Genomic DNA, 25,428 nt, shown 5'->3' with positions numbered 1-25,428 from the left:
TCAGCCCCTTCCCGCCGCGGCGACAGCGGCATTCAAAGGAACGTCGCTTTCAAGCGGGGCTTTGGCGGGCGCGGCGCGCACGGTCATCCACATGTTATAGGCGCCGATCACCGCTCCGATCAGGAACAGCAGCCCGCCGAACGCGCGCGCGATGTAATAGGGATACATGGCTCGCAGCGAGTCGAGGAACGAATAGGCGAGCGTTCCTTCTTCGGTATAGGTTCGCCACATCAGGCCCTGGATGATGCCCGAGTTCCACATCGCGAAGATGTAGACGAGCGTTCCGGCCAGCGAGAGCCAGAAGTGCCATTCGACCAGCGCGGGAGAATACATGCCTTCGCGTTTCCAGAGCGAAGGAACCAGCGTGTACAGCGAGCCGAAGGTGATCAGCGCGACCCAGCCCAGCGCGCCGGCGTGAACATGGCCCACGGTCCAGTCGGTGTAATGCGACAGCGAGTTGACCGGGCGAATGGCCAGGAACGACCCTTCGAAGGTCGAGATGCCGTAAAACACCGCCGCGACCATCATAAAGCGCAGCGTGGCATCGTCGCGGACACGGTGCCAGGCCCCGTTGAGCGTGAGCAACGCATTCCCGGCCGAGGCCCAGGAGGGCACGAGCAGCATGACGGAGAACGTCATGCCCAGGGTCTGAACCCAATGCGGCAGCGCTGTGTAGTGGAGATGGTGCGAGCCGGCCCACATATAGAAGAAGGTGATGCCCCAGAAGCTCAGGATCGACAGGCGGTAGGAGAAGATCGGCCGCTGCGCGCGGATGGGCAGATAGTAATAGAGCATTCCCAGGAAGCCGGCCGTCAGGAAGAAAGCAACGGCGTTATGGCCATACCACCATTGCACCATCGCGTCCTGGACGCCGGACCAGATCGTGTAGCTCTTGGCGTGCCCCAACGAGACCGGGACCGCCAGATTGTTGATGCTGTGGAGGATCGCGACCACAAGGATGAAGGCCATGAAATACCAGTTCGCCACATAGATGTGCGGCTCTTTGCGGCGGGCCAGCGTCCGGATGTAGAGAATGAAATAGGTGACCCAGACGATCACCAGCCAGATGTCCGCATACCATTCGGCCTCGGCATATTCCTTCGACTGGGTGACGCCGAGCAGGTATCCGCTGGCCGCGAGGATGCAGAACAGATTGTAGCCGACCAGCACGAACCAGGCCGAAAGCTGATCGGGAAGCCGGGCGCGTGAGGTGCGCTGCACGACATGGAGCGAGGTCGCGATCAGCGCATTGCCGCCAAAGCCGAAGATGACGCCGCTGGTGTGAACCGGCCGCAAGCGTCCGAAACTCGCCCAGGCGCCGTCGAATGTCAGATCGGGAAAGGCGAGCAAGGCGGCAACCCATACGCCGACAAACATGGCCACCACCGCCCATGCCATACTGGCGGCGATGCCGAACTTGATCGGTTCGTCATAGTAGCTCTCGAGGCGCGATTTCGGCGGCTCCGGCCCCCAAATCTCCCGGATCACGACTAGCGCGCAAATGCCGCCGAAGGCCAGGATCAACCATCCGTGGATTTCCATGGTGTCCTGGTTGCCTGCTGCGGCGAGAGCGAGGCCACACAGAGCCACGGCAACGGAAATAGCGAGCGCGACCTGGCGCTCGGTCTCGGTCAAGGTCAGTATCATGGCCGATCTATTTCCCCCCTCATCGGTCGTCGCCACGGGCTGACAGCGTATCGGCCGGTGCTCCCGACAAGCACATAGCTAGCGCTCAACCAGCAACACGCGGGCCGGCCGGAAGTTCCCAACCATTGCCCCGCCCTCTCCCGCCACAAGCATCAAAAAATCAGTAATCAGCGTCGCTCGCTCTGCGGGCGGGGACGAACTGGAACCGGTGTTCGGCGATGGCGCAATGAATTTTTGCCGAAGGAACTCTTGGCCGGTTGCGCGTCTATTTGGGCTCAACTCCCGCCTCCGATCGATCACGACTGCGCGGCAGCCGCTTTTTCAGCAAACTGCATCCCGCGTTCAATTCAGCGTATCGCTGCGAGATATCGTCCGTCCTCGGCTCGCAAGAGCACCGACCCATTGCCGTTGACGGACCATGAGGTCACATCCTGGAGAATGGCAAGGAACCTGGTTTCCTGGTTGCCGAGTGCCGTTACGCAAGCCCGCCGCGTCACAGCGAGCGGTCCGATCCGAAGCGATTGTCCATCGAGCGAGTAGTCGCCGGTGAACCTGTTGCAGCCTGCCGATCCGCTCACTCGGCCGCCTTGCGAAAACTGCACCGTCACGTTGGAGCTATCGATCAGACCCGTCCTGTTGATGTCCTCGACCTTGAATTGCGCGCCGATCAAGCCTGAAGCCGCCGAGCGGTTACCAACGCGAACCATATTGAGCGTCCCCAGATCCTGCTCAAACCGCGCGGGATCGACCGAATGAACCGTATCTGTGGTCCATAGCAGCTTGCCCGCCGGATCGGTGATCGTCGCGCGGACAGCGTAACGCATGTTGGTCTTCAAGACCTGTTCCTTCACCCTGATCGAAAAAGGCAAAGGAACCTGCTGCCCTTCGACCTGGCGCGTTTCCTCGGCGATGATTGCTGACCCCGCATCGGCGCGCGAAACGTCCAGCAGCCGTACATTGAAGGTCGCGCGGGCCGGCAGAGCAATGCGCTCACGATAGGACGCGTTGCCGGTTATGACCTTGTCTCTCAGCTGGGCGACAGGGACCTGGGGATCGGCATGTTGCACGTCTGTCGCGCAGCCGCCGAGCGTGAGCATGGTCGCCGCCATAACGGCTGTGAAGGGCTTGTCGAACATGGCGTTTTCGCTTCGTTGTGCGTTGGGATCGGAACAGAGCAGGACAGGCGCGCCCCATCTGGTCTGCATAATTCGGCGAGCCTCGAGCGGCCGTCATCTCAGAGAATCGCATTCGGACCGGATGGTTCCGAACCACAAAATGCGGTGACGGTCGCAGGAGGGCTGGATTGATGGGCGCGGACAGCCCTGGCGGAAATCTGATCGCGACCTTGGGAGGACCAGCATCGCATTCTGGAACCCAATGAAAAACGCAGCCTAGAATCCGTGGCTTCCCGCCACTGCGCCGAGAACCGTGACAAGCGCGATACCCAGCAATATGCGGTGAAGGATCTCCATTCGGGCGAAGTCTGCGGCGGGCTTGACCGATGTCATCATTCGGCGGTGGAGAAACAGCGGCTCGACCACAAAAAGCATCGCAGCGAAGAAGGCCCATAGCCCTACCATCGCATGCATCCACCAGAAGCGAAGATCGAAAAAGCGATCCCACATCTGCGCGCGATGGACCATCCAGAAGCCGCTGAGCCCTGCCAGTAGCACCCAGATGCGCGCCTGCGCCGCAAAGCGCCCCTCCAGCCGATGAAAGGCCGCCAATCGCTCCGCGGGAGGATTGGCGGCGCGGACGGACGGCATCACCACAATCGTCACGAACGCCACGCCGCCGATCCAGAGAAGGACCGCCAGGACATGAATGGCCCGTGCCAGGATGATGTCGTCCATGCCTCCGCTCCTTCAGGCCGCGAGCAGCTCGTCAGCCGGGCCGAAGAACTCATAGTGGATCCTGTCCGACGCCACACCCGCCAGCGACAGGGTCGAGACCGCATGGCGCAGGAACGGACGCGGCCCGCAGATGTAATAATCCGCTTGCGCGACCGGTGTGTTGGCCACCAGCCATTCATCGGTAATGATGCCGGCCACGTCGTAGTCGCAGCCCTCTGCCTCGTCCTCGAGCGGGCTCTGGTGAAAATCGGTGATCGCGATGGATTTGCCCTGGCTCGCCACAGCGCGAACATGGCCGCGCATCGCATGGGTGTCACGGTCATGCGTGCCGTGGATGTAGTGAACCGGCACCTCGGCGCCGCCTTGTACGAGCGCTTCGAGCATCGCCACCATCGGCGTCAGGCCGACGCCCCCCGACAGCAGCACGACGGGCCGCTCGACATGATCGGCGAGGAAGAATTCGCCCGCCGGCGCGGCCACCTTCAGGATGGTCCCGGGTTTCGCCTCGTCGTGCAACCAGCCCGAGGCCAGCCCCTGCGGCTCGCGCTTGACCGAAATGCGATAGGTCTCGCCGTTGGGAGCCGCCGAGATCGAATAGTTGCGCTTGACCGGCGGATGGCCCGGAATCTCGAGCCAGAAGGTCAGATACTGCCCCGGCTTGTGCCGCATGACGGGACCGCCATCGACCGGACGCAGGATGAAGGAATTGATGACGCTGCTTTCGCGCACGACCTCCTCGACGCGGAAATCGCGCCAACCGTTCCAGCCGCCGCTCGCGTCCTTCTGTTCGGTATAGACGCGCTGCTCACGCGCGATCAGGATGTTGGCGAGGAACCAGTAAGCCTCGCCCCAGGCCGCGAGAATTTCGTCGGTCGCCGCATCGCCGAGCACCGCCTTGATCGCACCCAGAAGTGCCTCCGCGACATGCGGATAGTGCTCGGGCAGGATCTGCAAGCCGACATGCTTCTGCGCGATCCGCTCCACAGCCGGCGCCAGCGCGCCGAGGTTTTCGATATTGCTGGCATAGGCGAGAATGGCGCCGGTGAGCGCGCGCGGCTGCGAACCGGCGTCACCATGATGCGATTGATTGAAAAGATCGCGAATCTCCGGGTTCTGGAACATCCGCGAATACATTTCATGCACGATGTCCAGGCCATGCGCTTCGAGCGCCGGCACGGTCGCCTTGACGAGCGCGATGGTCTGATCGCTGAGAGGCTGCGACATAAATTTCTCCTTGTTTGAAGGGGTTCGAGTTTCCCGGCGATCAGTCCCCGGGCGGCCGATCATAGAAATCGACCTGCATTTTCATGGCGCCGATGGGCGTCACGAAATGCGGCTGTTGCGGCAGGATCAATCCGGGCCGCTCGGGCGTCAGCACAATCTGTGACGGTGGATCGAGATATGTCAGCCGAAGCTCACCCTCGAGAACGCGGATCAGGCCCCAGACACCGGCCTTGGTATCATGGCGTACCCGCAGGGCGGCCGGGAGCGTGTCCTGATCGAACACCGGCGTCGAACGATAGGGCGAAATTTCAGGCATGGGTGGGTACTCGCCGTTCAAAAGGATGGGACCTGGCCTCGCCGTCGACGGCGTCTGGCCGATCGAGGCGGAAAAACATGGCGAGCTGCAGGCTCTCCGCAATCCGCTTCGCTTTCGCTTGAAGAGCCGCGGCTGCGTCGGGGGCCATCATCTCGTTTGTCGTACAGTCCCACAACGCGAGCCACCGATCGAAAAGCGCTAGCGTTATCCGCGAGCTGTGCTTCAGATGCGCCGGCACGGGCTGGCCCTTGTACCGGCCGCTGGCGAGCATGACGGATGACCAGAACGCCGCCAGCTTCTCGAGATGTTCCGGCCAGTCATCGATCGCGTCGTTGAAAATCGGCCCCAGGTCGGCATCTGCGCGAACGCGCGCGTAGAACGCATCGACAAGCTGCTTGAGCGCCTCATCCTTCAGTTCCAGCTCGGTCATTCTCCCGACTCCTTTCATGTATCACGGATGCATCTATACATTTCTCACAAAACATGCAATACCAATGCATCTTAATGCGGCGAGTTGAGGAAGAGAGTGGCAACGGCCCATGAAACTGACCCTGTTCACCGACTATTCGATGCGCGTGCTGCTCTATCTGGGCTCGCATCCTGACCGCCTGTGCTCGATCGGTGAGGTCGCGCAGGCCTATGGAATCTCGCAGAATCACTTGATGAAGGTGGTGAACCAACTGGCACGCAGCGGTGATGTGGAAAGCGTGCGGGGCCGGTCGGGCGGCATCCGCCTGGGGCGACGGCCCGAAGAGATCAACGTCGGCGCACTCATACGCCAGACCGAGGACGGGTTTGACCTGGTTGACTGCGGCGGATGCGTGGTCGCGCCCGCATGTGGCCTGACGGGCGTGCTGAAGGAGGCGCTCGGCGCGTTCCTGGCGGTGCTTGACCGCTATACGCTTGCCGACCTCCTGACGAAGCGGCCTGATCTTGCCTCGCTCTTCGAGCGTAACGCGGCCGATCCTGTCGAAACCGTTGCAATGCCAGATGGATGATTGCCGCTTTGCCGCGTTGAAGCCGAACAGGAGGAATCCGACATGTTTTGTCCAGAATGTGGTGAACCGGTCGACCCCGCTCCCTTTGACGGTCGCCGCCGCGCGTCGCGGTCATGGATTGCAGCAGGACTCCAGATCGGCGAGCGATTAGGTAAGCTCTTGCGCGCACGTGCCAACCCTGACGGCGCGCGGCAGTCCGCTTGCTCGTCCTGCTCCAATCCTCAACCGACGATCACGAAAAGGAACTGAACGATATGGCTCTTCACCACGCAGCGCCCGGAGAAGTCGTCGATCTCTTGCCCGGGGACGTGACGACCCATGAGGAACATTCGACAGCGATCGTGAAGGCGGACCATTTCGAAACCATCCGTCTGGTGATCCCGAGCGGCACCGAAATGCCCCAGCATCAGGTCCCTGGCAGCATCATGTTGCATTGCCTTGAAGGTCATGTGAAAATCGGGCTCAGCGAGACCTCAATCGAACTGCGGCGTAACCAGTGGGTCTATCTCGAAGGCGGTGCGCCGCACTCGGTGAAGGGCGCGGAAAACTCTGTGCTGCTTCTGACGATCCTCTTTCCGCCTGAAGGGTCACAAGCAATAGCCGGCGCCGAGACCGTGGCGGACGGTACTTATAACGATTGCGACTGTGTCGACCGCTGGGAAGCGGAAGGCGGTCCGGTCGTCCAAGCGGATCAGCCGCCCCCAGGAAGGACTGACCGCCGGGGCGCGGCACCATGGCACCCGCGTGCAATGCGTTAGTTGCTGCGCTGCACCGCCTTGTCGAGAAGGGGAGAACCATGAGCCGAACGCGTCAGCTCTGGATTTGGCTGCTATCGTTGCTGGCAATCTCATTTGCCGTCCTGCTTCTGGTCGGGCGCGACATCAGCATCCAGGCACCGCCGCTTCCCGCGAAAGTAGTGACCGCGAGCGGCGACACCGTCTTCACCCGTGCCGAGATGCAGCGTGGCCGCCAAGTCTGGCAATCCATGGGCGGCATGCAACTGGGCTCGATCTGGGGACACGGCGGCTATGTAGCGCCCGATTGGTCAGCCGACTGGTTGCATCGGGAATCACTGGCGCTTCTCGATATCTGGGCACACCGGCAGATGGGCGGCCCCTTTGCGAGTTTGAACGAGGAACAGAAGGCGCTCCTGCAGCGGCGGCTGCAAACGGAAATGCGCCGAAACACTTATCAATCGAGTACGGATACCATCACGATCAGCGACGATCGCGCCGCAGCAATAAAGCTTGTGGCAAGTCACTACATCAATCTGTTCGGCAACGACCCCGCCACCGCCGAGCTGCGCGAAAACTATGCGATGAAGAACGATACGGTCCCCGACGCCGGGCACCGCGCCGCCATGACATCCTTCTTCTGGTGGACGGCCTGGGCGACCACAACGGAGCGGCAAGGCCGGACCACAACTTATACGAACAACTGGCCGAGCGAGCCGCTGGTTGGCAACCGCCCGCCGTCAAGTACCTTCATCTGGTCGGCCTTCAGCGTGACGTTCCTGCTTGCCGGCATCGCACTGCTAGGCTGGCACCATGCGGTGACGCACGGACGCAGGGAGAAGGAACACGACCTCCCCGCGACAGACCCGCTACGCGAGATCGCGGTGACGCCTTCGATGCGGGCGACAGCCAAATATTTCTGGGTCGTCCTCGCACTATTTCTCGCACAGATCATGCTGGGTGCGATGACAGCCCACTATCAGGTCGAGGGACAGCTGGTTTACGGCTATGAAGCGGCCGAGATCCTACCCTATTCGATCACCCGAACCTGGCACACGCAGCTTGCCGTACTGTGGATCGCGACAGCCTGGCTGGGAACGGGACTCTACATAGCTCCGGCTATCTCGGGCCATGAACCGAGGTTCCAGGCTCTGGGTGTCAACATCCTCTGGGCCTGCCTCCTGATTATCGTCGTGGGCTCCTTTGCCGGCCAATGGCTCGCGGTGATGCAGAGACTGGGACTGGAGAGAAACTTCTGGTTCGGGCACCAAGGCTGGGAATATGTCGATATGGGCCGCTTCTGGCAGTGGTTTCTCTTCATCGGCCTGATGATCTGGCTGGTGCTGGTCGGCCGAGCGCTCTGGCCTGCGCTCAAAGCGAAGTCCGAATCCCGCCACATCACGATGCTGTTTTTCCTGTCCGCCGTAGCCATCGGACTCTTCTATGGCGCGGGGCTGTTCTGGAATGAGCATACAGCGCTCTCCATGATTGAATATTGGCGTTGGTGGGTGGTCCATCTGTGGGTCGAAGGCTTCTTCGAGGTTTTCGCCACCGCGGTCATCGCCTTCCTCTTCACGCGCCTCGGCCTCATTCCGATACCGACCGCCACGGTCGCCGTCTTGTTTGCCACGATCATCTTCATGGCCGGCGGGGTGCTGGGAACGTTGCACCATCTCTACTTCGCGGGAACGTCGATCGCGGTGCTGGCGCTCGGCGCAAGCTTCTCGGCGCTCGAGGTCGTGCCGCTCGCCTATATTGGCTTCGAAGCTTATGAACATTGGAAGCTGAGCAGCGCGACGCCCTGGATGCAGCGCTACAAATGGCCCGTCATGTTCTTCCTCGCTGTATCCTTCTGGAATCTCGTCGGGGCAGGCTTGTTCGGCTTCCTCATCAATCCGCCGCTGTCGCTCTACTACATGCAGGGGCTCAACCTAACGCCGCTCCACGGACACACCGCATTGTTCGGCGTATACGGCATGTTGGGCGTCGGGCTCGTCCTGTTCTGCCTGCGTGGCATGTTGCCGAACCTGATCTGGAACGAAGGCGTGCTGAAGACGAGCTTTTGGTGCTTCAACATCGGCCTTGCGTTGATGGCGCTCCTGACCTTGCTACCGCTTGGGACGCTGCAGCTGATCGCAGCGATTGATAAGGGCTACTGGTACGCTCGCTCGGCCGAGTTCATGCAACAACCAGTGGTCGATTTGCTCGTCTGGCTGAGGGTTCCTGGAGATATCGTCTTTTCTGCCGGGGCGGTAGCGCTCGCCTGGTTTGTCGCCAGCCTTTGGCTCAGGCCCCGGCCTGACGCCGGGGAGATTCAGATTGGTCGGTAATCCATCGAGGAGCATGTTGTCACGCGGCCCAGACTTCTATCCGCAGATCTGGCATGCTCCGTCACCAGCTTGGACGGATCCATGACGGTTGGCATCGGCCGAAAATGCGGCTGAAGCGATCGATGCCGCACAAAACGATCATAGCCGTAGCGGAGGCGAATGCGGGGTGCCCCCGACTTGATCCTTCATTTGGCAGTTCTATATACCCGGCGTGAGGCCACGTCCTCCCCTGTGCGCAGGCAGAAGCCCGGGACGGCCCGGCGGCTATGCTAAGGGTGTTCTTGTGGCCTGGGTCTATCTTGTAATAGCTGGCGTTCTCGAAGTCGTTTGGGCTTACGCGATGAAGCTGTCCGACGGCTTCAGCAAGCCTGTTCCCTCCGCAGTGACCATACTGACGATGATCGCCAGTTTCGCATTGCTTTCTTACTCCATGCGCTTTCTGCCGCTTGGTACCGCCTACATGATCTGGACCGGCATCGGCGCGGTCGGCGCGTTTGTGCTGGGCATCATCGTTCTGGGCGAGCAAATGAGCATGCTCAGGGTGGGTGCGGCCATATTGATCGTCAGCGGGCTCGTACTCATGAAGTTGGCCTCAACAGATTAGCGTTCCTCGCGCTCGAAGGCGTCAGGACCAATGTCGAACGTTGTCCGCCCCCTTGCCCGCGCGGCCAATGCGGCAAAGAGTATTTCCACGACCTTGGACCGGGGGCCGGTCCGCCCTGGCGTGACTTTCTTGTCGTGCGACAAACGACCTCTCCCGCAACCTTCACGGAGAATGCCGCGCGACGGTCCCACCCGCTAGGACCCGAATATCTATAAGAGGTCATAGATGAAATTGATGACCCCACGGGGCTGCGAACTGGGCCTACCCGTCATCGCCGATCATTGCAGATAGCACGTGGCCGAGCGAACGCCTTTCGCCGGCCGCGTAGTTCTCCCGCGAGGCCGCCTCCCTGTGCCTCGCTCGAGATGGTCCACCGGAAGAAGCAATATTCGCTATTCATCTGGCGTTCATTGAAATATGGTCGCGTAGCGACCCGAAGGAATCTCGGCCAGTCCGCGAGACCTTTCCCTGACCCCTCCGTCAGATGATGGAGGGGTCATTTTGTGTCTGTTCGCCGTCAGCGCCCGTAAAGGACATCCGGCGGCATTTCTCGGCCGGGGACAAGATCGGCTTGGAGGGTTGCGCGGAGACGACAGCATTGCCGAGCTGAAGTGCTTTCGGGATGGGTTCGCTCCACCTGCAATGCATCCAAAACGTACCGCCGGTCTCTCGATCGGGATCGCCCCCGACCGCGGCGCGTTTAAAAAAGAGCATTCCCTATCAGGGCTATCGCGTCGACCACCAGAACCGCGGCGGGCAACGCCACGCCGTTTATACACTGTGCGGCGATGCACGGCAGCTAGTTCGATCACATTCCCACATCTCGGCCGTAGCCAGCGGGCAGCGCCAGCTACCCTTCCGATAAGAGTAACAGGCCGTGGCCGGTTTGCGCAGGCACAGTTGTCGAATATCGTCGTACCGAAAACTACAGAACGGCATCACCATAACGACTGTGAGGGTATTTCGCTGCTCGGGATCTTCAACAAGCTGTAAATGCCCCATGCAACAGGGCTTCCGCGGGTATCCACGGCGCAGATCGAGCGACCTGCTGAACGTTTCATGAGGGTATTCTATGAGCTGCGTGCGGTGCGGCCTGGTCTTAGTGCCTGATTCAAAATTATCCGACGTAGTTTCATGATCTTGCGATGCGGCGGGTGAAGAGCTGGATCGAAGCGATGAAGAGCCATGCGGTTGCGGACGCGATGGTCTGTTCGAAGTCCTTGGCGAGCCGACGGTTTCGGCTGATCCATGCGAGGGTCCGTTCGACGACCCATCGTCGGGGCAGCACCTCGAAGCCCTTGGCGGTGTCGGACCGCTTGACGATCACGATAGTCCACTTGCCGATGCGGCGCAGTGCATCCTTGAGCTTGGTTCCGGCATAGCCTCCGTCAGCGAAGACATGGCGCAGCCAGGGGAAGCGGCCGACGATTTCGGAGAGCACCAGCGGCGCCCCGTCGCGATCCTGGATGTCGGCGGTGTGGATCACGGCATGGACGAGATTGCCTTCGGTGTCGGTCAGGATGTGCCGCTTGCGCCCCTTGACCTTCTTGCCGGCGTCATAGCCCCGTGGCCCGCCGCTTTCCGTCGTTTTGACGCTCTGGCTATCGATCACGCCAGCGCTGGGCGAAGGCTCGCGGCCATGCGCCTCGCGCGCCACCATCAGCAAGGTGTGGTTGATCGTCAGCCACAGGCCGTTGTCGCGCCAGAGGTAGAACCAGTGCCGCACGGTCGAAACCGGGGGAAAGCACGGCGGCAACATCCGCCAGGGCAGCCCGCCACGCAACAAATACAGGACAGCCTCCACAATACGCCGCAGCGGCCATTTGCGAGGCCGCCCAACATGCGACGCTGGAGGTAGCAGCGGCTCCAGAACCGTCCACTCGGCGTCGGTCATATCGCTTGGCAAAGCCAGCCCGCTTCGCGCATGAAGGGCGCGAGTGGTATCGGTCCACATCGTTGAATCCACGGTAGTTTTTGGCGAAACCCCTGAATCAACGACAGGCCAAGCCGTCAAGCTAACCTACTGATACCACTCAACTTAGTTTCCGATCGGGCACTTAGGCTCTGATGCGAGCGTGAGGTCAGGTTTGTCGATGTCATGGGACCAAACGCTTCCATGCATACAGTCCGGCACGCATTCCTTGCCGCTCACTCCTGCGGAACGCACCGACGCCGACATGATCGGGTAATGTCAAAAGTTGCACCCGGCCGTTGAGCCGCGGTCAGGATGTCCGGCAGCCAGACTGATCGTGGCGGTATAGTAACTTTGCATGTGCCCCAAGGGAGCTGTCTGCTGGTCGACTATCAGGGCGAACGGTACCTGCCCCGGCGATATCCCGGCATACGTACGCGTGCCTGCGCCTGCCCCGACCTTTTCGCAGGATACTTCCATGATAGACACGCCGCGTGCACTCAATGCCTCTGGAATGTCATAGGGGATCTCGGCACCCACCATTGTCCAGTTGGCTGAGACGGTGTCTGGCGTACCGCGTCCCTGGATTGCGATGTCCAGTTTGCCCAGTTTTCCTGTGGCCAACGCAGGTGGGGTAGACTGGGCTCCCCATCGGACTCCCGCTGCCCGTTGTTTCGTCTCGGAAAGTGACGGCTTGCCGCCGCCGGCAGGCAGAACAGCCAGAAACATGTCGGCGGCCGGGCCGCTCGCAACGACCTTCTGCCAGTTGGTCCGGCATTCTTGGTCGGCCCAACGCGCCGCACTAGCATCGCGACTGATCAGGTTTGCGCGGCAATTGGCAAGGAAGCCGGCCTCCGAGATCGCCCGGGGTGACGGTTGAGGAAGCGCCACAGAGGCGGCGGCACCACTGCCGCCCGGGCGAGTAACGGACGCTGCTTCGCCAAAGGAAGTGCCGTTCCAGGCAAGTTGCGCGGCGCATTGGCCTTGGGGCGGTGTCCCCGCGCCGCACAGCACACCCTTGCGCGCAATTTGCACTCTCGTCGGACGCCCGGTCAGCACCCGGTAGCCGATCAGCGTGTCGGAATAAACCCGGCGGGCCGCATTGGTTCGGTCGGTAACGAAGATGTCGACGCGAGCCTGGCCGTTCTCGCGGAACAGTCCCTGGCGACCGGTACAGTCGTAGTCGCCTTCAGACAGGAGGTAATCGAGCAGGCCATCTCCCGTGAAATCCTGCGCAATGATATAGCGGCCGCTGCCGGGTTTGCCGCCGGCGGCATTGCAACGGGCATCGAGGTCGCTCATCTGATCGAGCACTACGCTGGGAAGGGGCGGCCGAACCTGCGATCTTGCTGACGCAGGCAGCGCAAGTGAAGCGATCGAAAGCAGCACTGTCACGGTGAAATCGACGGGTCGAGGCATGAGGGGATGCTGCGTGACCGCAGAGAAGTGTGCAAGCCTATTCTCTATCTACCGCCTTGGGTTCTCAACACCTCTATGACGAATGAGCTAGCTGCGGTGATAAGATCTGTCCGCCCGGTTGGATGCGCAGCCTTGCCCGTAGCAGGAACAATGACAGCCTGAAATCCCTATCGCACATTGCGCGCCGGCAGACTTATCGTGGCCATCCAGCCCCGAATGCCATCGTGCTGATCGGGGCTAGTATACCCGCACAGCCTCGCGCACCCTGCATATTTCCGTTGTCCTTCCCCTTTGCTGCCGCCTTCGTAAGAGAATAGCACGATCTCCGTTTCCAGCAGCTTGCTGATTTCTTCGGGCCCGCGCTTTCGCGCCATCACATTCCTCATTTCTGGCCATCATATTTGCAATCACCTGCTGCAAGTCAGCCTCGGTCTAACAGCGCTTATGTTCTATTGTGGCGCTTGCTCATCCCGGGAGGAAGGCTCTTTGACAAGCTAGACGCACGGGCATCAGCTAACTTTGCCCTCCGTGGAATTACGGATCGGTTCACTTCGATGATCCTGTCATAGGCTGCTTAACCAGCGGAGATATATATGCCTGTGCGCGACATCATTCTGCAAATGAACAGCTATCTCGAGCCGACACCGAGCTGGGCGTTGGAGGCGGCCATCTCGCTTGCGCAGGGTTGCGGCGCCAAGCTCTCGGCCGGAGTTTGTGAGGTCTACATTCCTCCGGTTTCCAACTGGCTCGCCAACAAGCTGGTCAATGCGGATGGCATGATCGCGGCTGAGAACCACAAGAGTTCCGAAAATGCGAAGACGCTGCTCTCGCAATTCTCGTCGGCCGTTGGGGATGACCTTGTTGGGGAGGCGCTGCTCGTCCGGTGCCCAGGTATGGTCACGCACTGGCAGCTCGCCGCGAAAGCGTGCGCCTATGATCTGATCATCGTGCCGGTCTATGGCCACCAGAATACCGTCGCGATGGCGGAGGGCCTGGTTTTCGAGGCCGGTCGGCCTGTGCTACTACTTCCCGAACCCGGCGCTGCGTCGCTCCGCTTGGATCACGTTGTGATCGGGTGGGATGGTAGCCGTGCCGCGGCGCGAGCCTTAGCGGATTCCCTGAGCTTCTGCCGCGCGGCAAGTAAGGTCACCGTCGCTAGTGTGACAAAGGACAAGGACCTGTCGAAGGCCGCGCCGATCTCCGACGTCGTTCGTCATCTCGGTCGGCACAATATCGCGGCCGAAGCAATCGAGATCCCCGCTGACGGTTCCGATGCCGGTCTTGTCCTCCAGTCCATTTGCGAGCGGTTGAGAGCTGACCTACTCGTCATGGGCGCATATGGTCATTCGCGCGTTCGCGAGTTCATACTCGGTGGTGCGACACGCTCGGTGCTCGAATCCCCGAAGTTGCCGATTCTCTTGTCGCACTAAAGCCGGAATGGAGGCCAATTCGCCGATTACGTCCCCCTCAGCTTCTAAGTTGAGGCGATGTTCACTTCGCGAGCGATATCGCCGAGAAATCCTAAGCCCTCAGTGCGCGTAGCAAGTAAAACCGCCTAAGCGGGGGGGCAGGATCGAGGCTTGTTCCAGAGCCAGCAAACTTTCGACCTGCATTCCGCGTTTTACGCGCCAGTCACCACAAGCAAGTTACAGGGAAGGTCGCGAACAAGCTTTGCGCCGGTCGATCCCTCGAACCAGCGTGCCAGGAAGCCTTTCCCGCCGTGGCCAATAATGGCAAGATCGGCACCTATCTCGTGAGCGTATGCGGAAATCTCATCCGCCGGATCTCCTTCCCGAATGCTCGCGTGTACGGAGATGTGTTCGCCGAGCTCATCGGTGGCGCGGCTCAGCGCGGCCTCGATAGCCTTGCGCTCCTGTCCGAAGAAGTCGTTCGCGCCATAGGCCGATCCGTAGGCTTCGGCCACAACCGCGTTGCCCGTGGTGACGACGATGCCGAGAAGATGCAGCTCTGCGTTGCACAGCCGGGCGAGATCGGCCGATTGGCGCAAGGCCGCAGCTGTATGGTCGGAGCCATCGTAGGCAAGCAGGATCGTCTTGAACATCTTCGCTCCTTCCAAATGTCGATCTGCAATTGCGTTCTCACGACGACTACTCCGCGCTCGCGCACCGGATACACAGAGCTGCCTCGGGTCTGGCTTCCAGGCGGGCCGGGGCAATATCGGATCCGCAACGGACGCATTCGCCGTATGTGCCTTTGGCAATGCGTTCGAGCGCGCGGCTGACCGATCCGATCTCCTGATCGATCAGGGCGGCCTGGCCTTCCAGCGAGGGGTCGTCCTCGAGTTCCACCGCCTGCTCCGACGAATCCGGATTGAGCGGCTCAGCGAGATCGCCTTCGATGCGCGCGCGCCTTGCCTTGAGTTCGGCGAGCTGCTCCTCGAGACGCGACTGTTGGGTGGGGAGATCGGGCATCGGGACGTCCTTGTTGAGGTTCCGGCGCATGGGCGCCGTCGGCGAGATCCTACAGCGCGTTTTTCAGCCGCTGATAGGCCAACCGCAGCTCGTCGCCGAGCGAACGTAGCGCCGACTTGATGTCCTCGCCGCTCTTGTGGAGGCCCGCTTGCGAGACGAAGTGGTTCCATTTGGCCTCGATTTCCTCCCACTCCTGCCGAGCTTCCATGGTTCCGAGATGCACCCGTACCTTGGCCTCGTCCCTCAGCTTGGCGAGTTCCGCTTTCAGGTCATCGAGCGCGCTCATGTTCCATCTCCTCAATCGGCAGGCGCCGAATTCTCATTGCTCTACCGAAACGGGAGCGGCGGCGCGTTACGTAATGCACCGGATGCCACCACAGTTGTGTGGGCGGAACTGGTTCCTTCCTCAACCTTCCACTGTCTCGCCGGTCGTTCTCAGTCTTTGTCCTTGGCCAGTACCCGTAGCTGTACGTCACCTTCCGCGACTGTTTGTTCGGTGGCGATCGCGCAGAGCCTTCAAGCACCAGCGGCGCCGATGAGCGCCTGCGAGGCTATGTAGACGCCGACAGCCACGACGGCCACGCCGAAGACCCGCTCGAGGAGCTGCTTGCGCATGGCCAAGCGACGGCCGAGCGCAAGGCCTAGCGCTGCACCGCCGATCCCACCGACGATCATCAGCGCGACAAGGCGCCAGTCGACGAAGCCCGAGAACGAGTAGGATGTCGCCGTCGTGATGCCGAGAGCCATGACCACGACGAGGGAGGTGCCCACCGCGTTGCGCAACGGCATCGCGGTCGCCGCTATCAAACCCGGCACGATCAGGAAGCCGCCGCCGATTCCGAAAAACCCGGCTGCCAAGCCCACCGCGAAGCCGATGGGCAGGAGCTTGGGCAGCAGTGTCGATGCTGTGGACCGCGAGAGGTGGACATCGGGTGCTTCGGCCGCCCGGCGCGGCCGAAGCATGGAAAGCCCCACGCCGATCATCAGAATGCCGAACAATGTCAGCAGTCTTCCACCATCCATCGCCATTCCGAACTCCGCGCCCGCTGCGGCGCCGATCACGCCGGCCAGCGCGAAGACGATGGCGCAGGGCCACTTGACGGTCCCTTCGCGAGCGTGCCCGATCAGCCCCGTTGCGGCATTGGCGGCAACGGCCACGGCAGCCGTTCCGATCGCTGCGTGGGTCGATTGGACGCCGACGCCGTAAACCAGCAGCGGAACGGCGAGGATCGAACCGCCGCCACCCACTAGACCTAGGACGAGGCCAATGACAGCGCCTGCGCCGAGGGCGGTCAAGACCTGGCTCGTGCCCATGGTCGTCAAACCACCGGCGAGCGACGGTTCCAGGGCATGAGGCGAAGCAGGCGAGCCATGCCGCACCATCCGGTTGCGCCCGCGACCATGAGACCGGCGCCAACGAACCCTGAAAGCACCACGAACTCAGGCGACACGGTCGCGGCGAGGATGGCGCCGAGGAGGACGAGACCACCAGCGATCAACTGGACCTGGCGTATCACTTCTATTGGCTGCCTGCGATCGATGCTGGTTTGGTGCCCGGCAGCGCGCCACGCGTCGAGACCGCCTTCGAGGATTTGGCAGGGCCTGCCCTTCGCGGCGGTTGCGAGAGTCGAGGCGCTCGCCTCGGTCCTCATCCCTGACCGGCAATGGTAGATGATCGGCCCGGTCGTTGCCGAAACGTCTTCGATCCTTGCGAGCGGTATATTGATCGCGCCGGGTATTCGCTCGCGGGCGTGCTCATCGGCATCGCGGATATCCACCAGCGTCGCACCGGCGGCAACGGCGCGTTGGGCGGCGTCCGGCGTGAGTGTCGTTATCGTCATTGGTTCAATCCTTGCAATAGAGCTCGTAGAGGGCGACGAGGAGCTGGCCGGTCTTTGCGTCCGCGATCCGGTACCAGATGGTCTGGCTCTCACGACGATTGGCGACCAAGCCTTCATCGCGCATCTTGGCCAGGTGTTGGGAGAGCGCGGACTGGGACAGCGCGATCTCGCGAGCGAGATCGGTGACCGTCATTTCACCATGCTCCGCGAGCTTGCAGAGGACCATCAGGCGCTTGGTGTTGGCCATCGCCTTGAGCAAGTTCGCGACCTGCCCGGCCTTCGTCTCGAAAGTGGCGAGATCCATGGGTGGCTTCAGCATGCTCGATCCTTAACATTAGTTATTGCTAAATTAGGGGATACTAATATATTCGTCAAGAACCAAGGAGGCGTGAGATGGCCAACAAGCCTGTCATCGAGGCATTCTTCAACGAGCCGACCAACACGGTAAGTTATTTGCTGGCGGACCCCGAAAGTGGAGAGGCGGTCGTCATTGATCCTGTACTCGACTTCGACCTATCGAGCGGTGAGGCCGGCTCGGAATCGGCGGAACGCATCCTGCAGTTCGCGACCGAGAAGGGCTGGCGGATCACGATGGTTCTGGAGACGCATGCGCATGCCGACCACCTTTCGGCAGCACCTTACTTCAAGGCGAAGGTCGGCGCACGGATCGGGATTGGAGAGCATATCCGCGATGTCCAGAAGATCTTCCGCCCCGTCTTCGCGCTGGATGACCTGCGCACGGACGGCTCCGATTTCGATTGCCTGTTTCGCGACGGTGAACGCTTCAGCGTCGGTGGGCTCGAAGTGGAGGTGCTCCTTGTCCCGGGACACACGCCCGCCGATGTGGCCTATCGGGTTGGCGATGCGGTCTTTGTCGGCGATACGCTCTTCATGCCCGACTACGGGACGGCGCGCGCCGATTTCCCGGGCGGGGATGCGCGAACGCTCTACCGTTCGATCCGCCGTGTTCTTGCGCTTCCGGACGAGACCCGCCTCTTCATGTGTCACGACTATAAGGCGCCGGGCCGCGAGGAGTATCGCTGGGAGACGACGGTAGGCGCGGAGCGTCGGGCCAGCGTCCATGTTCACGATAGAGTGAGCGAGGCGGACTTTGTCGCCATGCGCGAAGCGCGGGACGCGACCTTGGCCGTGCCGAAGCTGCTGCTGCCCTCGATCCAGGTAAACGTTCGGGCAGGCCGGTTTCCTGAGGCCGAAGCGAATGGCGTGCATTATTTGAAGATTCCGGTGAAGCTGCGGATGTCCGCGTGACAGCTCCCGGCGGCGGACAGGGTTCGGCGATCTTCGGCCGAAAGCGATCAGCTGATCTAGGGTCGATGCAGCCAGCTCGAGATGGCGCCGCAGAGGCCGCAGAGCAGAGGCAATGCGCTGAGGGCGACGAGGATCGCGAACTTGACCTTGAGCAGGTTCGGGCGCCGCACGCAGTCCCCCTCTAGTCGGGGTCTTCGCCGGTGAGCACCGTCAGCGGCGCGCCGGTGCTTCCGCTCTGCAAGGTGTCGGGCGTGACGACCAGCGTGCTGCCTGGTTTGAGCACCGTTAGCAGGTTGCGCCTGAAGACTTCCGGCAGGCCCAATCGATCACGATCCTCCTTCGAGACCTCCCCAGTTCTGGTGTTGCCGAGCATCGGCAGGAACATCCAATGGGTTCCGCGTTGATCGATCGAACTGAGGGTGAAGGCCTGCAGGGAGGAAACGGTGCCACGGATCGACACTGGCGCGATGCCGATCTCGATACCGTTGCGTAGCACCACCGCGCGTTGATCGGACACACTGACGATGATGGAGACGGGACCGGTTGGCGCTCGATCCGGCTGCCAGATGGGGGCGAAGGCGGCATCGAAGGAGCTTCGGGATCTGTCTTGCAGGATTTGGGGTGTCGGGGCAAACCGGGGGACGTCGGGGGACTCGGTGATGATGACCGTCAGACCGATCTGCGTAACAGCGTACAGCCGTTGCGCGAAAGCCAGCGGGAGCCGGATGCACCCGTGAGACGCGGGGTAGCCTGGAAGATTACCCGCGTGCATGGCGATGCCGCTCCAGGTGAGGCGCTGCATGAAAGGCATCGGCGCATCGTTGTAGAGGTTCGATTTGTGATCGACCTTCTTTTGCAGGATCGTGAATACCCCGGTCGGCGTCTCGTGGCCGGCCGTGCCCGTCGATGCGGTCGAGATGCCGATCAGCACCCCGTTTCGGTATACGTAGACCCGCTGTTTGACGAGGCTGACAACAACAATGACAGGACCCTCAGGAGCGGCCTCGGGAGCCCACAGGAACTGGCCGGGAAGCAGATTTTCGGCTGCTTCTGCGATAGACTGTGCCTGAGCGAAAGCCGGCAGGATCGACAAGCCAAGCATACTCGATGCTGCAGCTACGAGCAAGGAGCGGCGAGTGGAGCACAAGCGGACCTCATTCAATGTCGCACAGATGCGGAAGGCTAAATTCACGATCCCCGGCCTATAATGGCATGGCAACAGCTCCCCTCCCCCTTCACGAGATCCACCTTCCGCGTTGCTCCTATCCTGGACGAAATCAGGGCGATCCACTTGCTAACGATGAGGCATCTCTTCGCGGATGCCACGTAATGTTCGTCGATCCGAATTGTCGTCGTCGGCATAGCCCAAGATCACGTCTTTGTCCGGGAGAGCGGTAAGGGGATCGCCCGGAAGCTCGGCGTGAGACACGGCATCAACCGTGCGTACAAAGCTGTCCGGATTCAGCGATATAGAGTCGATATTTTCGGTGACGAGAAAAGCAGCGAAATCAGGGTAATTACTCGGTGCCTGACCACAAATGCCAATCTTGATGCCCGCCGCATGGGCCTTGCGAATGGCCTCGGCGATCATCCGCGTGACGGCTTCGTCGCGCTCATCGAACAAGCTGGCAAGAATGCCTGAATCGCGATCAACCCCCAGCACCAACTGGGTGAGGTCGTTTGACCCGATTGAAAAGCCGTCAAAGCGCGTGGCGAACTGCTCGGCGAGGATAACGTTCGAGGGTACCTCGCACATCATATAGATTTGGAGGCCATTCTCGCCGCGGCGCAGCCCGTTTTCGGCCATGGTTCCGAGCACACGATCAGCTTCGGCCGGGGTGCGGCAGAACGGGACCATCACTATTACGTTGCGGAAGCCCATGGTTTCACGCACGCGTCTGAGGGCGCGGCATTCGAGCGCAAAGCCTTCGCGGTAGCGCTCGTCATAGTAGCGTGAGGCGCCGCGGAAGCCGAGCATCGGATTCTCTTCCTCAGGTTCGAAGACGTCGCCGCCCACGAGGTGGGCGTACTCGTTGGTCTTGAAGTCGCTGAGACGAACAATGGCAGGATGCGGGTGATAGGGACTTGCGAGCTTGGCGATGCCGCGAGCGAGAACGTCGACGAAATAGTCAGACGGGTGCGCGTATCCGCGTGTGAGCTCTCTGATCTGGCGCTGGGCTTCCGGACTCGTGCGCTCGGGATAGACGAGCGCCATGGGATGAACCTTGATGTGGGCGTTGATGATGAATTCCATGCGTGCAAGGCCGACGCCCTTTGCGGGCAGTCTCCACCACTGGAAGGCTGCCGCTGGGTTGGCGATATTGACCATCATGTCGGTCTTGGTAGCCGGCAAGGAGCCGATATCCACCTCGGCCATCGAGAAATCGAGGATACCGTCGTAGATGGTGCCGATATCGCCATCGGCGCAACTAATGGTGATCTCCTGATCTTCAGCGATGACCTCGGTGGCATTGCCTGTACCGACGATCGCGGGCACGCCGAGTTCACGGCTGACAATGGCTGCATGGCTGGTAGTACCGCCATGGTTAGTCACGATGCCCGCAGCTCGCTTCATGACGGGAACCCAGTCGGGATCCGTCGTCTCGGTCACGAGGATTGATCCATCGCGGAATTGTGCGATGTCGGCGACGGTGCGGATCACGCAGGCTTTACCCGCGGCAATGGCAGTGCCGATGGCAGCGCCGGTCGTGACCGCGGCGCCTTTCGATTTCAGGCGGTAATGCCGGAATGAGGTCGCACTGGATTGCGCCTGGACTGTTTCGGGCCGGGCCTGGACGATGTACAGTTCGCCTGTTTCCCCATCCTTTGCCCATTCCATGTCCATTGGTCGCTGATAGTGATCCTCAATGACGACGCCCCAGCGGGCGAGCTTCAGGATGTCGGTATTGTCGAGCACGAAGGTCTCACGCTCCTGCGCGGTCGTCTCGACAATCCGGGTGCGGTGGCTTCCGCCCTCGCCATAGACCATGCGGAAGGCCTTACCGCCGAGCTCCTTGTCGATGATCGGCTCGGTTGCCGGTTGTGCGAGCAGAGGCTTGAAAACAAGATACCTGTCCGGGTTGACGGTCCCCTGGACTACGGTTTCCCCGAGGCCCCAAGCGGCACTGATGACGATTGCGTTGGGGAAGCCAGTTTCGGTATCGATCGAGAACATGACGCCAGAACCCGACAAATCCGATCGCACCATCTGCTGGATGCCGATGGAGAGGGCCACGTCGAGATGATCGAAGCCCTTGGCTTCGCGGTAACTGATCGCCCGGTCCGTGAACAGCGAGGCGAAGCAGCGCCGGCAGGCATCCTGCAGCGCGAGCTGCCCTCTCACATTGAGGAAGGTCTCCTGTTGCCCGGCAAAACTGGCATCGGGGAGATCCTCAGCGGTGGCGCTGCTGCGGACGGCGACGGAGGGACGATCAATTCCAGCACGCCGGCCGAGCTCAGCGTAGGCGGTTATTATATCGTTCGCAATGTAAGAAGGCATTTCACCTTCCAGAAACAGGCTGCGAATAGCCTGTCCAGCGTCCTGCAAGGTGCATTTACCAGAATGGAAGGCGGCAAGTTGCTTGGCTATCCGCGGCGCAAGATCGTTGTGACGGATGAACGCGCGGTAGGCATCGGCGGTGGTAGCGAAACCCGATGGCACCTTGACGCCTCTCTGAGAAAGAGCCGCCGTCATCTCGCCCAAGGATGCATTCTTGCCACCAACGGCCGGCACGTCTGTGATGGTGATTTCTTCGAACCACAGGATCAATGGCTTGGGCATCGCTCTCCTCCCGCTTGGATATATCGTTAGGCAAACTGCCGCTCGGATCGCCTCGTTTCCGGTCGACCATCGCCAAGGACGAGGTGCCAGTCATTACGTAAGGGTCCTATGCACGACCGAGCGCCGGAGGGCTGCGTTCAGGGGGCGGTATGCTGACAAGTAGTACTCTCGCCCATACCGGCCCAAGGCATTCGACTGGACCAATTGGCCAGGGCGGCACTGGTGACCATGGCGGGTTCTGCCATCGAAAGCTTGGCCAGCTCCGGCCGCTACCACTAATCCCCTAGCAATGTTCGCGACACGGCGGTCACATTTCAATCGCCGAAGAACTGGGGATTACGGGCGATAAAACGTCGGACCCAATCGCCCAGGTAGGAAGATCGGGCGCGACTGAGATAGCGCCAGCCAGCCACGCTGATTACGAGCGCACCGATGGCGTTGACGATGAGATCCCACATTGTGTCGGTAAGTCCGGACGGATCGCCGAGCATCGGTTTTTGCATCGTCAATCCGAACACCTGATCCATCGTGAACTCGAATATCTCCCAAATGGCGCCGATCGCCTGGGAGAAACAGAATGCAAAAATTGCGAGAAAGGCCGGCCTCATATGAAGGTCCACATGGCAATCTTCATTGAGGATATAGACCGTCATAAACCCCTGAAGGCCCAGCAATAGTCCCGCCGTCGCATGGAGGGTCAGATCCCACCACCAGAAGCGCTCATAATAGTCGCGAACCTCACCGAGAAAGAGAGTGGCAAAACCAAACACGATGGCAAGTATCTGTATCTCGGATGGTATCTGAACGGGAAAGCGGCCCTTCAGCACGACAGGGAACGCCATTGTCAGCATGATTCCGGTCACCAGGAAGACGTGGATCCATTGCTGCTTGGCGACCAGGAAAACGAGCTCGGTTGCCATCACGGATTGTACGACGGCAAGGATGGCGAGATGAACGAGTCTGGCTCGTTGTTCGTCATTTCCCTCGTTACCCAGCATCGTCAGACGCGTTTCCTGGACAATATGTTGCCCAGTCCGCGCGTCCGGATATTTTGTGGGACGAGCAGGACATCGCATTCCAGGCAACCGACAAGAGCACGCGCCGTGCTACCGATCACCGCTGTTGCCAGCGCCGAGCGTCCATGCGTTCCAACGACCGCTAGATCGACACCGTTCGCCTGCACGTGATCGCGCGCGACCTGGCAGACGTCACCATAATCCACGCTGACATCGAGGAGTGCCTGCGTTTCACGAGACAGGGCGGCTCCGCTCAGGAACGCGTCCAACTCGTATGCGATATCCGCCTGTTGCACCGCGGCAGGACCTTCGCGACCGCGTAATATCTCGAGCCGAACATGATACGCATGCAGAAGCGTGATTGCGGCCTTCGGGAACAGGTCAACCGCGGTTGTAAGCGCGGTTCGCGAGCATTCCGAAAAATCCGTGGCTGCCATGAGCTGCCGATATTCTGCCTCCGCGCCGCCCTTGACGATTAGGAGCGGCAAAGCTGCCCGACGCGCCAGGCGTTCGATCGTGGTTCCCATGAGGAAATCGTCGAACTCGTCCCGACGCGAAATGCCCGTGATGATGAGGTCGGCAGAAACTTCGGCCGCAATATCGAGAATGGTGGAAGTCACATCCCCAAATTCAGCCCTCGTGCATACGACGAGATCAGCGTCCCGCACTTCAGCTCGAAGCTTTGCCTGCGCCCGAGCCAAGCTCTCCTGCCACTCGCCAAGGACTGTCGCATCGTTCGGCAGAACGTGGAGCAGCACCAATTTTGCGCTCCAAGTGCGTGCCAAAAATACCGCCCGGTCCCGGGAGCGGTCGCACCGGCCGGTAAAGTCTGTCGGCAACAAGATCACTCGTGATGTGGTCATAAGCTCAACTGCAATCTGACTTGGCGCAACGAGGGGAAGGTATCAGCAAAGGATATTATCTAAAAAAGCGCTCGCCTGGAAACATTCCGGCTCCAGTGGGCTCACGTAACGGCGCGAACTTCCCCCCATCTCATTCAAAAAATTCGACTGAGGAGATATCTAATACGCCGAGCTCCGCTTGGATCAGGAGATGCCGGAAACCTGCTGGTATAGACGTTGGATATCGTTTGGCCGGGCGAGGTCGTGGCCGGGGCTCATGACGGCGGCGGCACCACCAGCAATGCCGAAACGGAATGCTTCGCCCATGTCCCAGCCAATCGAGATGGCAAAGAGCATGGCCGAGAGGAAACTGTCGCCTGCACCCACGGCGCTCTTCGCCTCGATCGGCGCTGCCGGCAGGAAAAGCTGACCGGCGGCATTGGCGAGGATCGCGCCATCATTGCCCATGGTTACGGCGACATGCTCAGCTTGACCTGAGTGCACCACGCCCATTGCCGCATTGGCGATTTCATCGGGAGTGATGAGTTCCAGCCCGGTGAGTTGCCGCAACTCGCCGATGCTGGGCTTCACCAGAAGGACGCCGCCTTCCTCGAGCCCGCCCTTGAGGCCGGGGCCAGAGCTGTCGAGGATGACGGGGATATTGCGCCGGCGCATCAATGCCACGACCCGACCGTAGAAATCATCGGGTATACCGGGTGGCAGCGAACCGCTCAGGACCATGAACTTGCAGTGCGCGTTCTCAAGCTCATCGAGGCAGGCCTGCCACTCGGCAGGCCGGATGCTCGGCCCAGGCGGTACGAAACGGTATTCCTTGCCGGTTTTGGTCTCAAGTACGGCTGATGCCACGCGGGTATGGCCGGCTATGGGAATGCGATTGTGAACAAGCTGGTGAAGGTCTAACAAGCCGTCGAGGGCATCACCTGTCGCCCCGCCCGCCATATAGTAGCTGCGCGCAATGCCCCCGAGCCGAACGAAAACCCGGGCCACGTTAATGCCGCCCCCGCCTGGACTGTAAAATTCGGATTTGGTGCGCATCTTGCGCGTATGGAACATACGATCGACTTCATAGGCGACGTCGATTGTGGGATTCAGGGTCAATGTAGCAATGTTCGTCATTGCGCTATTTGAGCCAGCGAGCTGCAATTGGGTCTATCCGCAATATCCCCAATGCGTCCGCACCGATGCGAAC

25 protein-coding genes are annotated in these 25,428 nt (G+C 60.9%); 6 read left to right on the top strand and 19 right to left on the bottom strand.

Features of this window, described 5'->3' with window-relative positions; translation table 11 throughout:
• The 6 genes from ccoN to FHS54_RS01875 all read right to left on the bottom strand — a co-directional run bounded on the left by ccoN (position 1) and on the right by FHS54_RS01875 (position 5,470).
• On the bottom strand, positions 1–1,647 hold the full coding sequence (gene ccoN, locus FHS54_RS01905) for a cytochrome-c oxidase, cbb3-type subunit I (protein ID WP_167302096.1): 1,647 nt from the start codon (positions 1,645–1,647) through the stop codon (positions 1–3).
• A 347-nt stretch (positions 1,648–1,994) separates the two neighbouring features.
• Entirely contained in the window at positions 1,995–2,783 is a 789-nt protein-coding gene (locus tag FHS54_RS16390) for an META domain-containing protein (protein WP_243855566.1), read from the bottom strand.
• A 255-nt stretch (positions 2,784–3,038) separates the two neighbouring features.
• Positions 3,039–3,500, bottom strand: coding sequence for a hypothetical protein (locus FHS54_RS01890; protein WP_167302095.1), 462 nt, complete (start codon positions 3,498–3,500; stop codon positions 3,039–3,041).
• A 12-nt stretch (positions 3,501–3,512) separates the two neighbouring features.
• The gene (gene hmpA, locus FHS54_RS01885) at positions 3,513–4,724 is read right to left on the bottom strand and encodes an NO-inducible flavohemoprotein (protein ID WP_167302094.1); all 1,212 of its coding nucleotides are present in this window, start codon (positions 4,722–4,724) and stop codon (positions 3,513–3,515) included.
• A 40-nt stretch (positions 4,725–4,764) separates the two neighbouring features.
• The gene (locus tag FHS54_RS01880) at positions 4,765–5,040 is read right to left on the bottom strand and encodes a TehB family protein (RefSeq protein ID WP_167302093.1); all 276 of its coding nucleotides are present in this window, start codon (positions 5,038–5,040) and stop codon (positions 4,765–4,767) included.
• Positions 5,033–5,470 carry a group III truncated hemoglobin gene (locus FHS54_RS01875; protein WP_167302092.1) on the bottom strand — a complete coding sequence of 146 codons (438 nt, stop codon included), beginning with the start codon at positions 5,468–5,470 and terminating at the stop codon, positions 5,033–5,035. The genes FHS54_RS01880 and FHS54_RS01875 overlap by 8 nt, the downstream gene beginning before the upstream one ends.
• A gap of 109 nt (positions 5,471–5,579) precedes the next feature.
• Here FHS54_RS01875 and FHS54_RS01870 point away from each other — a divergent pair, with 109 nt between their 5' ends.
• From FHS54_RS01870 to FHS54_RS01855, 4 genes are all read left to right on the top strand, one after another.
• Positions 5,580–6,038 (top strand): Rrf2 family transcriptional regulator, encoded by a 459-nt coding sequence (locus FHS54_RS01870; protein WP_167302091.1) that lies wholly within the window; start codon positions 5,580–5,582, stop codon positions 6,036–6,038.
• A 200-nt stretch (positions 6,039–6,238) separates the two neighbouring features.
• A complete protein-coding gene (locus FHS54_RS01865) occupies positions 6,239–6,796 on the top strand; it encodes a cupin domain-containing protein (RefSeq protein ID WP_243855564.1) in 558 nt (185 codons plus the stop codon).
• Positions 6,797–6,834: 38 nt separating this feature from the next.
• On the top strand, positions 6,835–9,102 hold the full coding sequence (locus FHS54_RS01860) for a nitric-oxide reductase large subunit (protein WP_167302090.1): 2,268 nt from the start codon (positions 6,835–6,837) through the stop codon (positions 9,100–9,102).
• 283 nt (positions 9,103–9,385) lie between these two features.
• Positions 9,386–9,706, top strand: coding sequence for an SMR family transporter (locus FHS54_RS01855; RefSeq protein WP_167302089.1), 321 nt, complete (start codon positions 9,386–9,388; stop codon positions 9,704–9,706).
• 1,132 nt (positions 9,707–10,838) lie between these two features.
• On the opposite strand, the gene FHS54_RS01850 is transcribed toward FHS54_RS01855, so the two are convergent.
• Together FHS54_RS01850 and FHS54_RS01845 are read right to left on the bottom strand one after the other, a co-directional pair.
• The gene (locus tag FHS54_RS01850; RefSeq protein ID WP_167302088.1) at positions 10,839–11,660 is read right to left on the bottom strand and encodes an IS5 family transposase; all 822 of its coding nucleotides are present in this window, start codon (positions 11,658–11,660) and stop codon (positions 10,839–10,841) included.
• Positions 11,661–11,897: 237 nt separating this feature from the next.
• Positions 11,898–13,037, bottom strand: coding sequence for a hypothetical protein (locus FHS54_RS01845; protein WP_167302087.1), 1,140 nt, complete (start codon positions 13,035–13,037; stop codon positions 11,898–11,900).
• Positions 13,038–13,630: 593 nt separating this feature from the next.
• Here FHS54_RS01845 and FHS54_RS01840 point away from each other — a divergent pair.
• Complete coding sequence (locus FHS54_RS01840) at positions 13,631–14,467, top strand: universal stress protein (RefSeq protein ID WP_167302086.1); 837 nt, start codon at positions 13,631–13,633, stop codon at positions 14,465–14,467.
• A gap of 191 nt (positions 14,468–14,658) precedes the next feature.
• On the opposite strand, the gene FHS54_RS01835 is transcribed toward FHS54_RS01840, so the two are convergent.
• The 6 genes from FHS54_RS01835 to FHS54_RS01810 form a co-directional block, all read right to left on the bottom strand.
• Positions 14,659–15,099, bottom strand: coding sequence for a universal stress protein (locus FHS54_RS01835; protein ID WP_167302085.1), 441 nt, complete (start codon positions 15,097–15,099; stop codon positions 14,659–14,661).
• A 46-nt stretch (positions 15,100–15,145) separates the two neighbouring features.
• Positions 15,146–15,469: a TraR/DksA family transcriptional regulator gene (locus FHS54_RS01830; protein ID WP_167302084.1), complete on the bottom strand. Its 324-nt coding sequence runs from the start codon at positions 15,467–15,469 to the stop codon at positions 15,146–15,148.
• A 49-nt stretch (positions 15,470–15,518) separates the two neighbouring features.
• The gene (locus FHS54_RS01825; RefSeq protein ID WP_167302083.1) at positions 15,519–15,755 is read right to left on the bottom strand and encodes a hypothetical protein; all 237 of its coding nucleotides are present in this window, start codon (positions 15,753–15,755) and stop codon (positions 15,519–15,521) included.
• 230 nt (positions 15,756–15,985) lie between these two features.
• Entirely contained in the window at positions 15,986–16,783 is a 798-nt protein-coding gene (locus FHS54_RS01820; protein WP_167302661.1) for a sulfite exporter TauE/SafE family protein, read from the bottom strand.
• A gap of 5 nt (positions 16,784–16,788) precedes the next feature.
• Complete coding sequence (locus FHS54_RS01815; protein ID WP_167302082.1) at positions 16,789–17,310, bottom strand: rhodanese family protein; 522 nt, start codon at positions 17,308–17,310, stop codon at positions 16,789–16,791.
• Between the two features lie 4 nt (positions 17,311–17,314).
• Entirely contained in the window at positions 17,315–17,629 is a 315-nt protein-coding gene (locus FHS54_RS01810; RefSeq protein WP_167302080.1) for an ArsR/SmtB family transcription factor, read from the bottom strand.
• Between the two features lie 74 nt (positions 17,630–17,703).
• On the opposite strand from FHS54_RS01810, the gene FHS54_RS01805 reads away from it, so the two are divergent.
• Positions 17,704–18,579 (top strand): MBL fold metallo-hydrolase, encoded by an 876-nt coding sequence (locus tag FHS54_RS01805; RefSeq protein WP_167302078.1) that lies wholly within the window; start codon positions 17,704–17,706, stop codon positions 18,577–18,579.
• Between the two features lie 181 nt (positions 18,580–18,760).
• Here the strand turns inward: FHS54_RS01805 and FHS54_RS01800 are convergent, their stop codons facing one another.
• The 5 genes from FHS54_RS01800 to FHS54_RS01780 all read right to left on the bottom strand — a co-directional run bounded on the left by FHS54_RS01800 (position 18,761) and on the right by FHS54_RS01780 (position 25,355).
• Positions 18,761–19,771 carry a L,D-transpeptidase gene (locus tag FHS54_RS01800; RefSeq protein WP_425057290.1) on the bottom strand — a complete coding sequence of 337 codons (1,011 nt, stop codon included), beginning with the start codon at positions 19,769–19,771 and terminating at the stop codon, positions 18,761–18,763.
• A gap of 102 nt (positions 19,772–19,873) precedes the next feature.
• Positions 19,874–22,360, bottom strand: coding sequence for a phosphoenolpyruvate synthase (gene ppsA, locus FHS54_RS01795; RefSeq protein ID WP_243855560.1), 2,487 nt, complete (start codon positions 22,358–22,360; stop codon positions 19,874–19,876).
• Between the two features lie 314 nt (positions 22,361–22,674).
• Complete coding sequence (locus FHS54_RS01790; RefSeq protein WP_167302074.1) at positions 22,675–23,358, bottom strand: DUF2238 domain-containing protein; 684 nt, start codon at positions 23,356–23,358, stop codon at positions 22,675–22,677.
• Positions 23,359–23,360: 2 nt separating this feature from the next.
• Positions 23,361–24,239, bottom strand: a complete 879-nt coding sequence (locus FHS54_RS01785; RefSeq protein ID WP_167302072.1) for a universal stress protein — start codon at positions 24,237–24,239, stop codon at positions 23,361–23,363.
• Positions 24,240–24,422: 183 nt separating this feature from the next.
• Complete coding sequence (locus tag FHS54_RS01780; RefSeq protein WP_167302070.1) at positions 24,423–25,355, bottom strand: 1-phosphofructokinase family hexose kinase; 933 nt, start codon at positions 25,353–25,355, stop codon at positions 24,423–24,425.
• Positions 25,356–25,428 lie beyond the last annotated feature (73 nt).

The organism is Sphingobium vermicomposti (assembly GCF_011762025.1).
In the GTDB taxonomy this organism is placed as follows: domain Bacteria; phylum Pseudomonadota; class Alphaproteobacteria; order Sphingomonadales; family Sphingomonadaceae; genus Sphingobium; species Sphingobium vermicomposti.
Note: the sequence above shows the minus strand (reverse complement) of the source record. Positions and strands in the feature narration are given on the sequence as shown.

Coding starts and splice junctions, on each gene's coding strand:
- ccoN (WP_167302096.1), bottom strand. CDS start 1,647: ATGATACTGACCTTGACCGAGACCGAGCGCCAGGTCGCGCTCGCTATT.
- FHS54_RS16390 (WP_243855566.1), bottom strand. CDS start 2,783: ATGTTCGACAAGCCCTTCACAGCCGTTATGGCGGCGACCATGCTCACG.
- FHS54_RS01890 (WP_167302095.1), bottom strand. CDS start 3,500: ATGGACGACATCATCCTGGCACGGGCCATTCATGTCCTGGCGGTCCTT.
- hmpA (WP_167302094.1), bottom strand. CDS start 4,724: ATGTCGCAGCCTCTCAGCGATCAGACCATCGCGCTCGTCAAGGCGACC.
- FHS54_RS01880 (WP_167302093.1), bottom strand. CDS start 5,040: ATGCCTGAAATTTCGCCCTATCGTTCGACGCCGGTGTTCGATCAGGAC.
- FHS54_RS01875 (WP_167302092.1), bottom strand. CDS start 5,470: ATGACCGAGCTGGAACTGAAGGATGAGGCGCTCAAGCAGCTTGTCGAT.
- FHS54_RS01870 (WP_167302091.1), top strand. CDS start 5,580: ATGAAACTGACCCTGTTCACCGACTATTCGATGCGCGTGCTGCTCTAT.
- FHS54_RS01860 (WP_167302090.1), top strand. CDS start 6,835: ATGAGCCGAACGCGTCAGCTCTGGATTTGGCTGCTATCGTTGCTGGCA.
- FHS54_RS01850 (WP_167302088.1), bottom strand. CDS start 11,660: ATGTGGACCGATACCACTCGCGCCCTTCATGCGCGAAGCGGGCTGGCT.
- FHS54_RS01845 (WP_167302087.1), bottom strand. CDS start 13,037: ATGCCTCGACCCGTCGATTTCACCGTGACAGTGCTGCTTTCGATCGCT.
- FHS54_RS01840 (WP_167302086.1), top strand. CDS start 13,631: ATGCCTGTGCGCGACATCATTCTGCAAATGAACAGCTATCTCGAGCCG.
- FHS54_RS01835 (WP_167302085.1), bottom strand. CDS start 15,099: ATGTTCAAGACGATCCTGCTTGCCTACGATGGCTCCGACCATACAGCT.
- FHS54_RS01830 (WP_167302084.1), bottom strand. CDS start 15,469: ATGCCCGATCTCCCCACCCAACAGTCGCGTCTCGAGGAGCAGCTCGCC.
- FHS54_RS01825 (WP_167302083.1), bottom strand. CDS start 15,755: ATGAGCGCGCTCGATGACCTGAAAGCGGAACTCGCCAAGCTGAGGGAC.
- FHS54_RS01820 (WP_167302661.1), bottom strand. CDS start 16,783: ATGGGCACGAGCCAGGTCTTGACCGCCCTCGGCGCAGGCGCTGTCATT.
- FHS54_RS01815 (WP_167302082.1), bottom strand. CDS start 17,310: ATGACGATAACGACACTCACGCCGGACGCCGCCCAACGCGCCGTTGCC.
- FHS54_RS01810 (WP_167302080.1), bottom strand. CDS start 17,629: ATGCTGAAGCCACCCATGGATCTCGCCACTTTCGAGACGAAGGCCGGG.
- FHS54_RS01805 (WP_167302078.1), top strand. CDS start 17,704: ATGGCCAACAAGCCTGTCATCGAGGCATTCTTCAACGAGCCGACCAAC.
- ppsA (WP_243855560.1), bottom strand. CDS start 22,360: ATGCCCAAGCCATTGATCCTGTGGTTCGAAGAAATCACCATCACAGAC.
- FHS54_RS01790 (WP_167302074.1), bottom strand. CDS start 23,358: ATGCTGGGTAACGAGGGAAATGACGAACAACGAGCCAGACTCGTTCAT.
- FHS54_RS01785 (WP_167302072.1), bottom strand. CDS start 24,239: ATGACCACATCACGAGTGATCTTGTTGCCGACAGACTTTACCGGCCGG.
- FHS54_RS01780 (WP_167302070.1), bottom strand. CDS start 25,355: ATGACGAACATTGCTACATTGACCCTGAATCCCACAATCGACGTCGCC.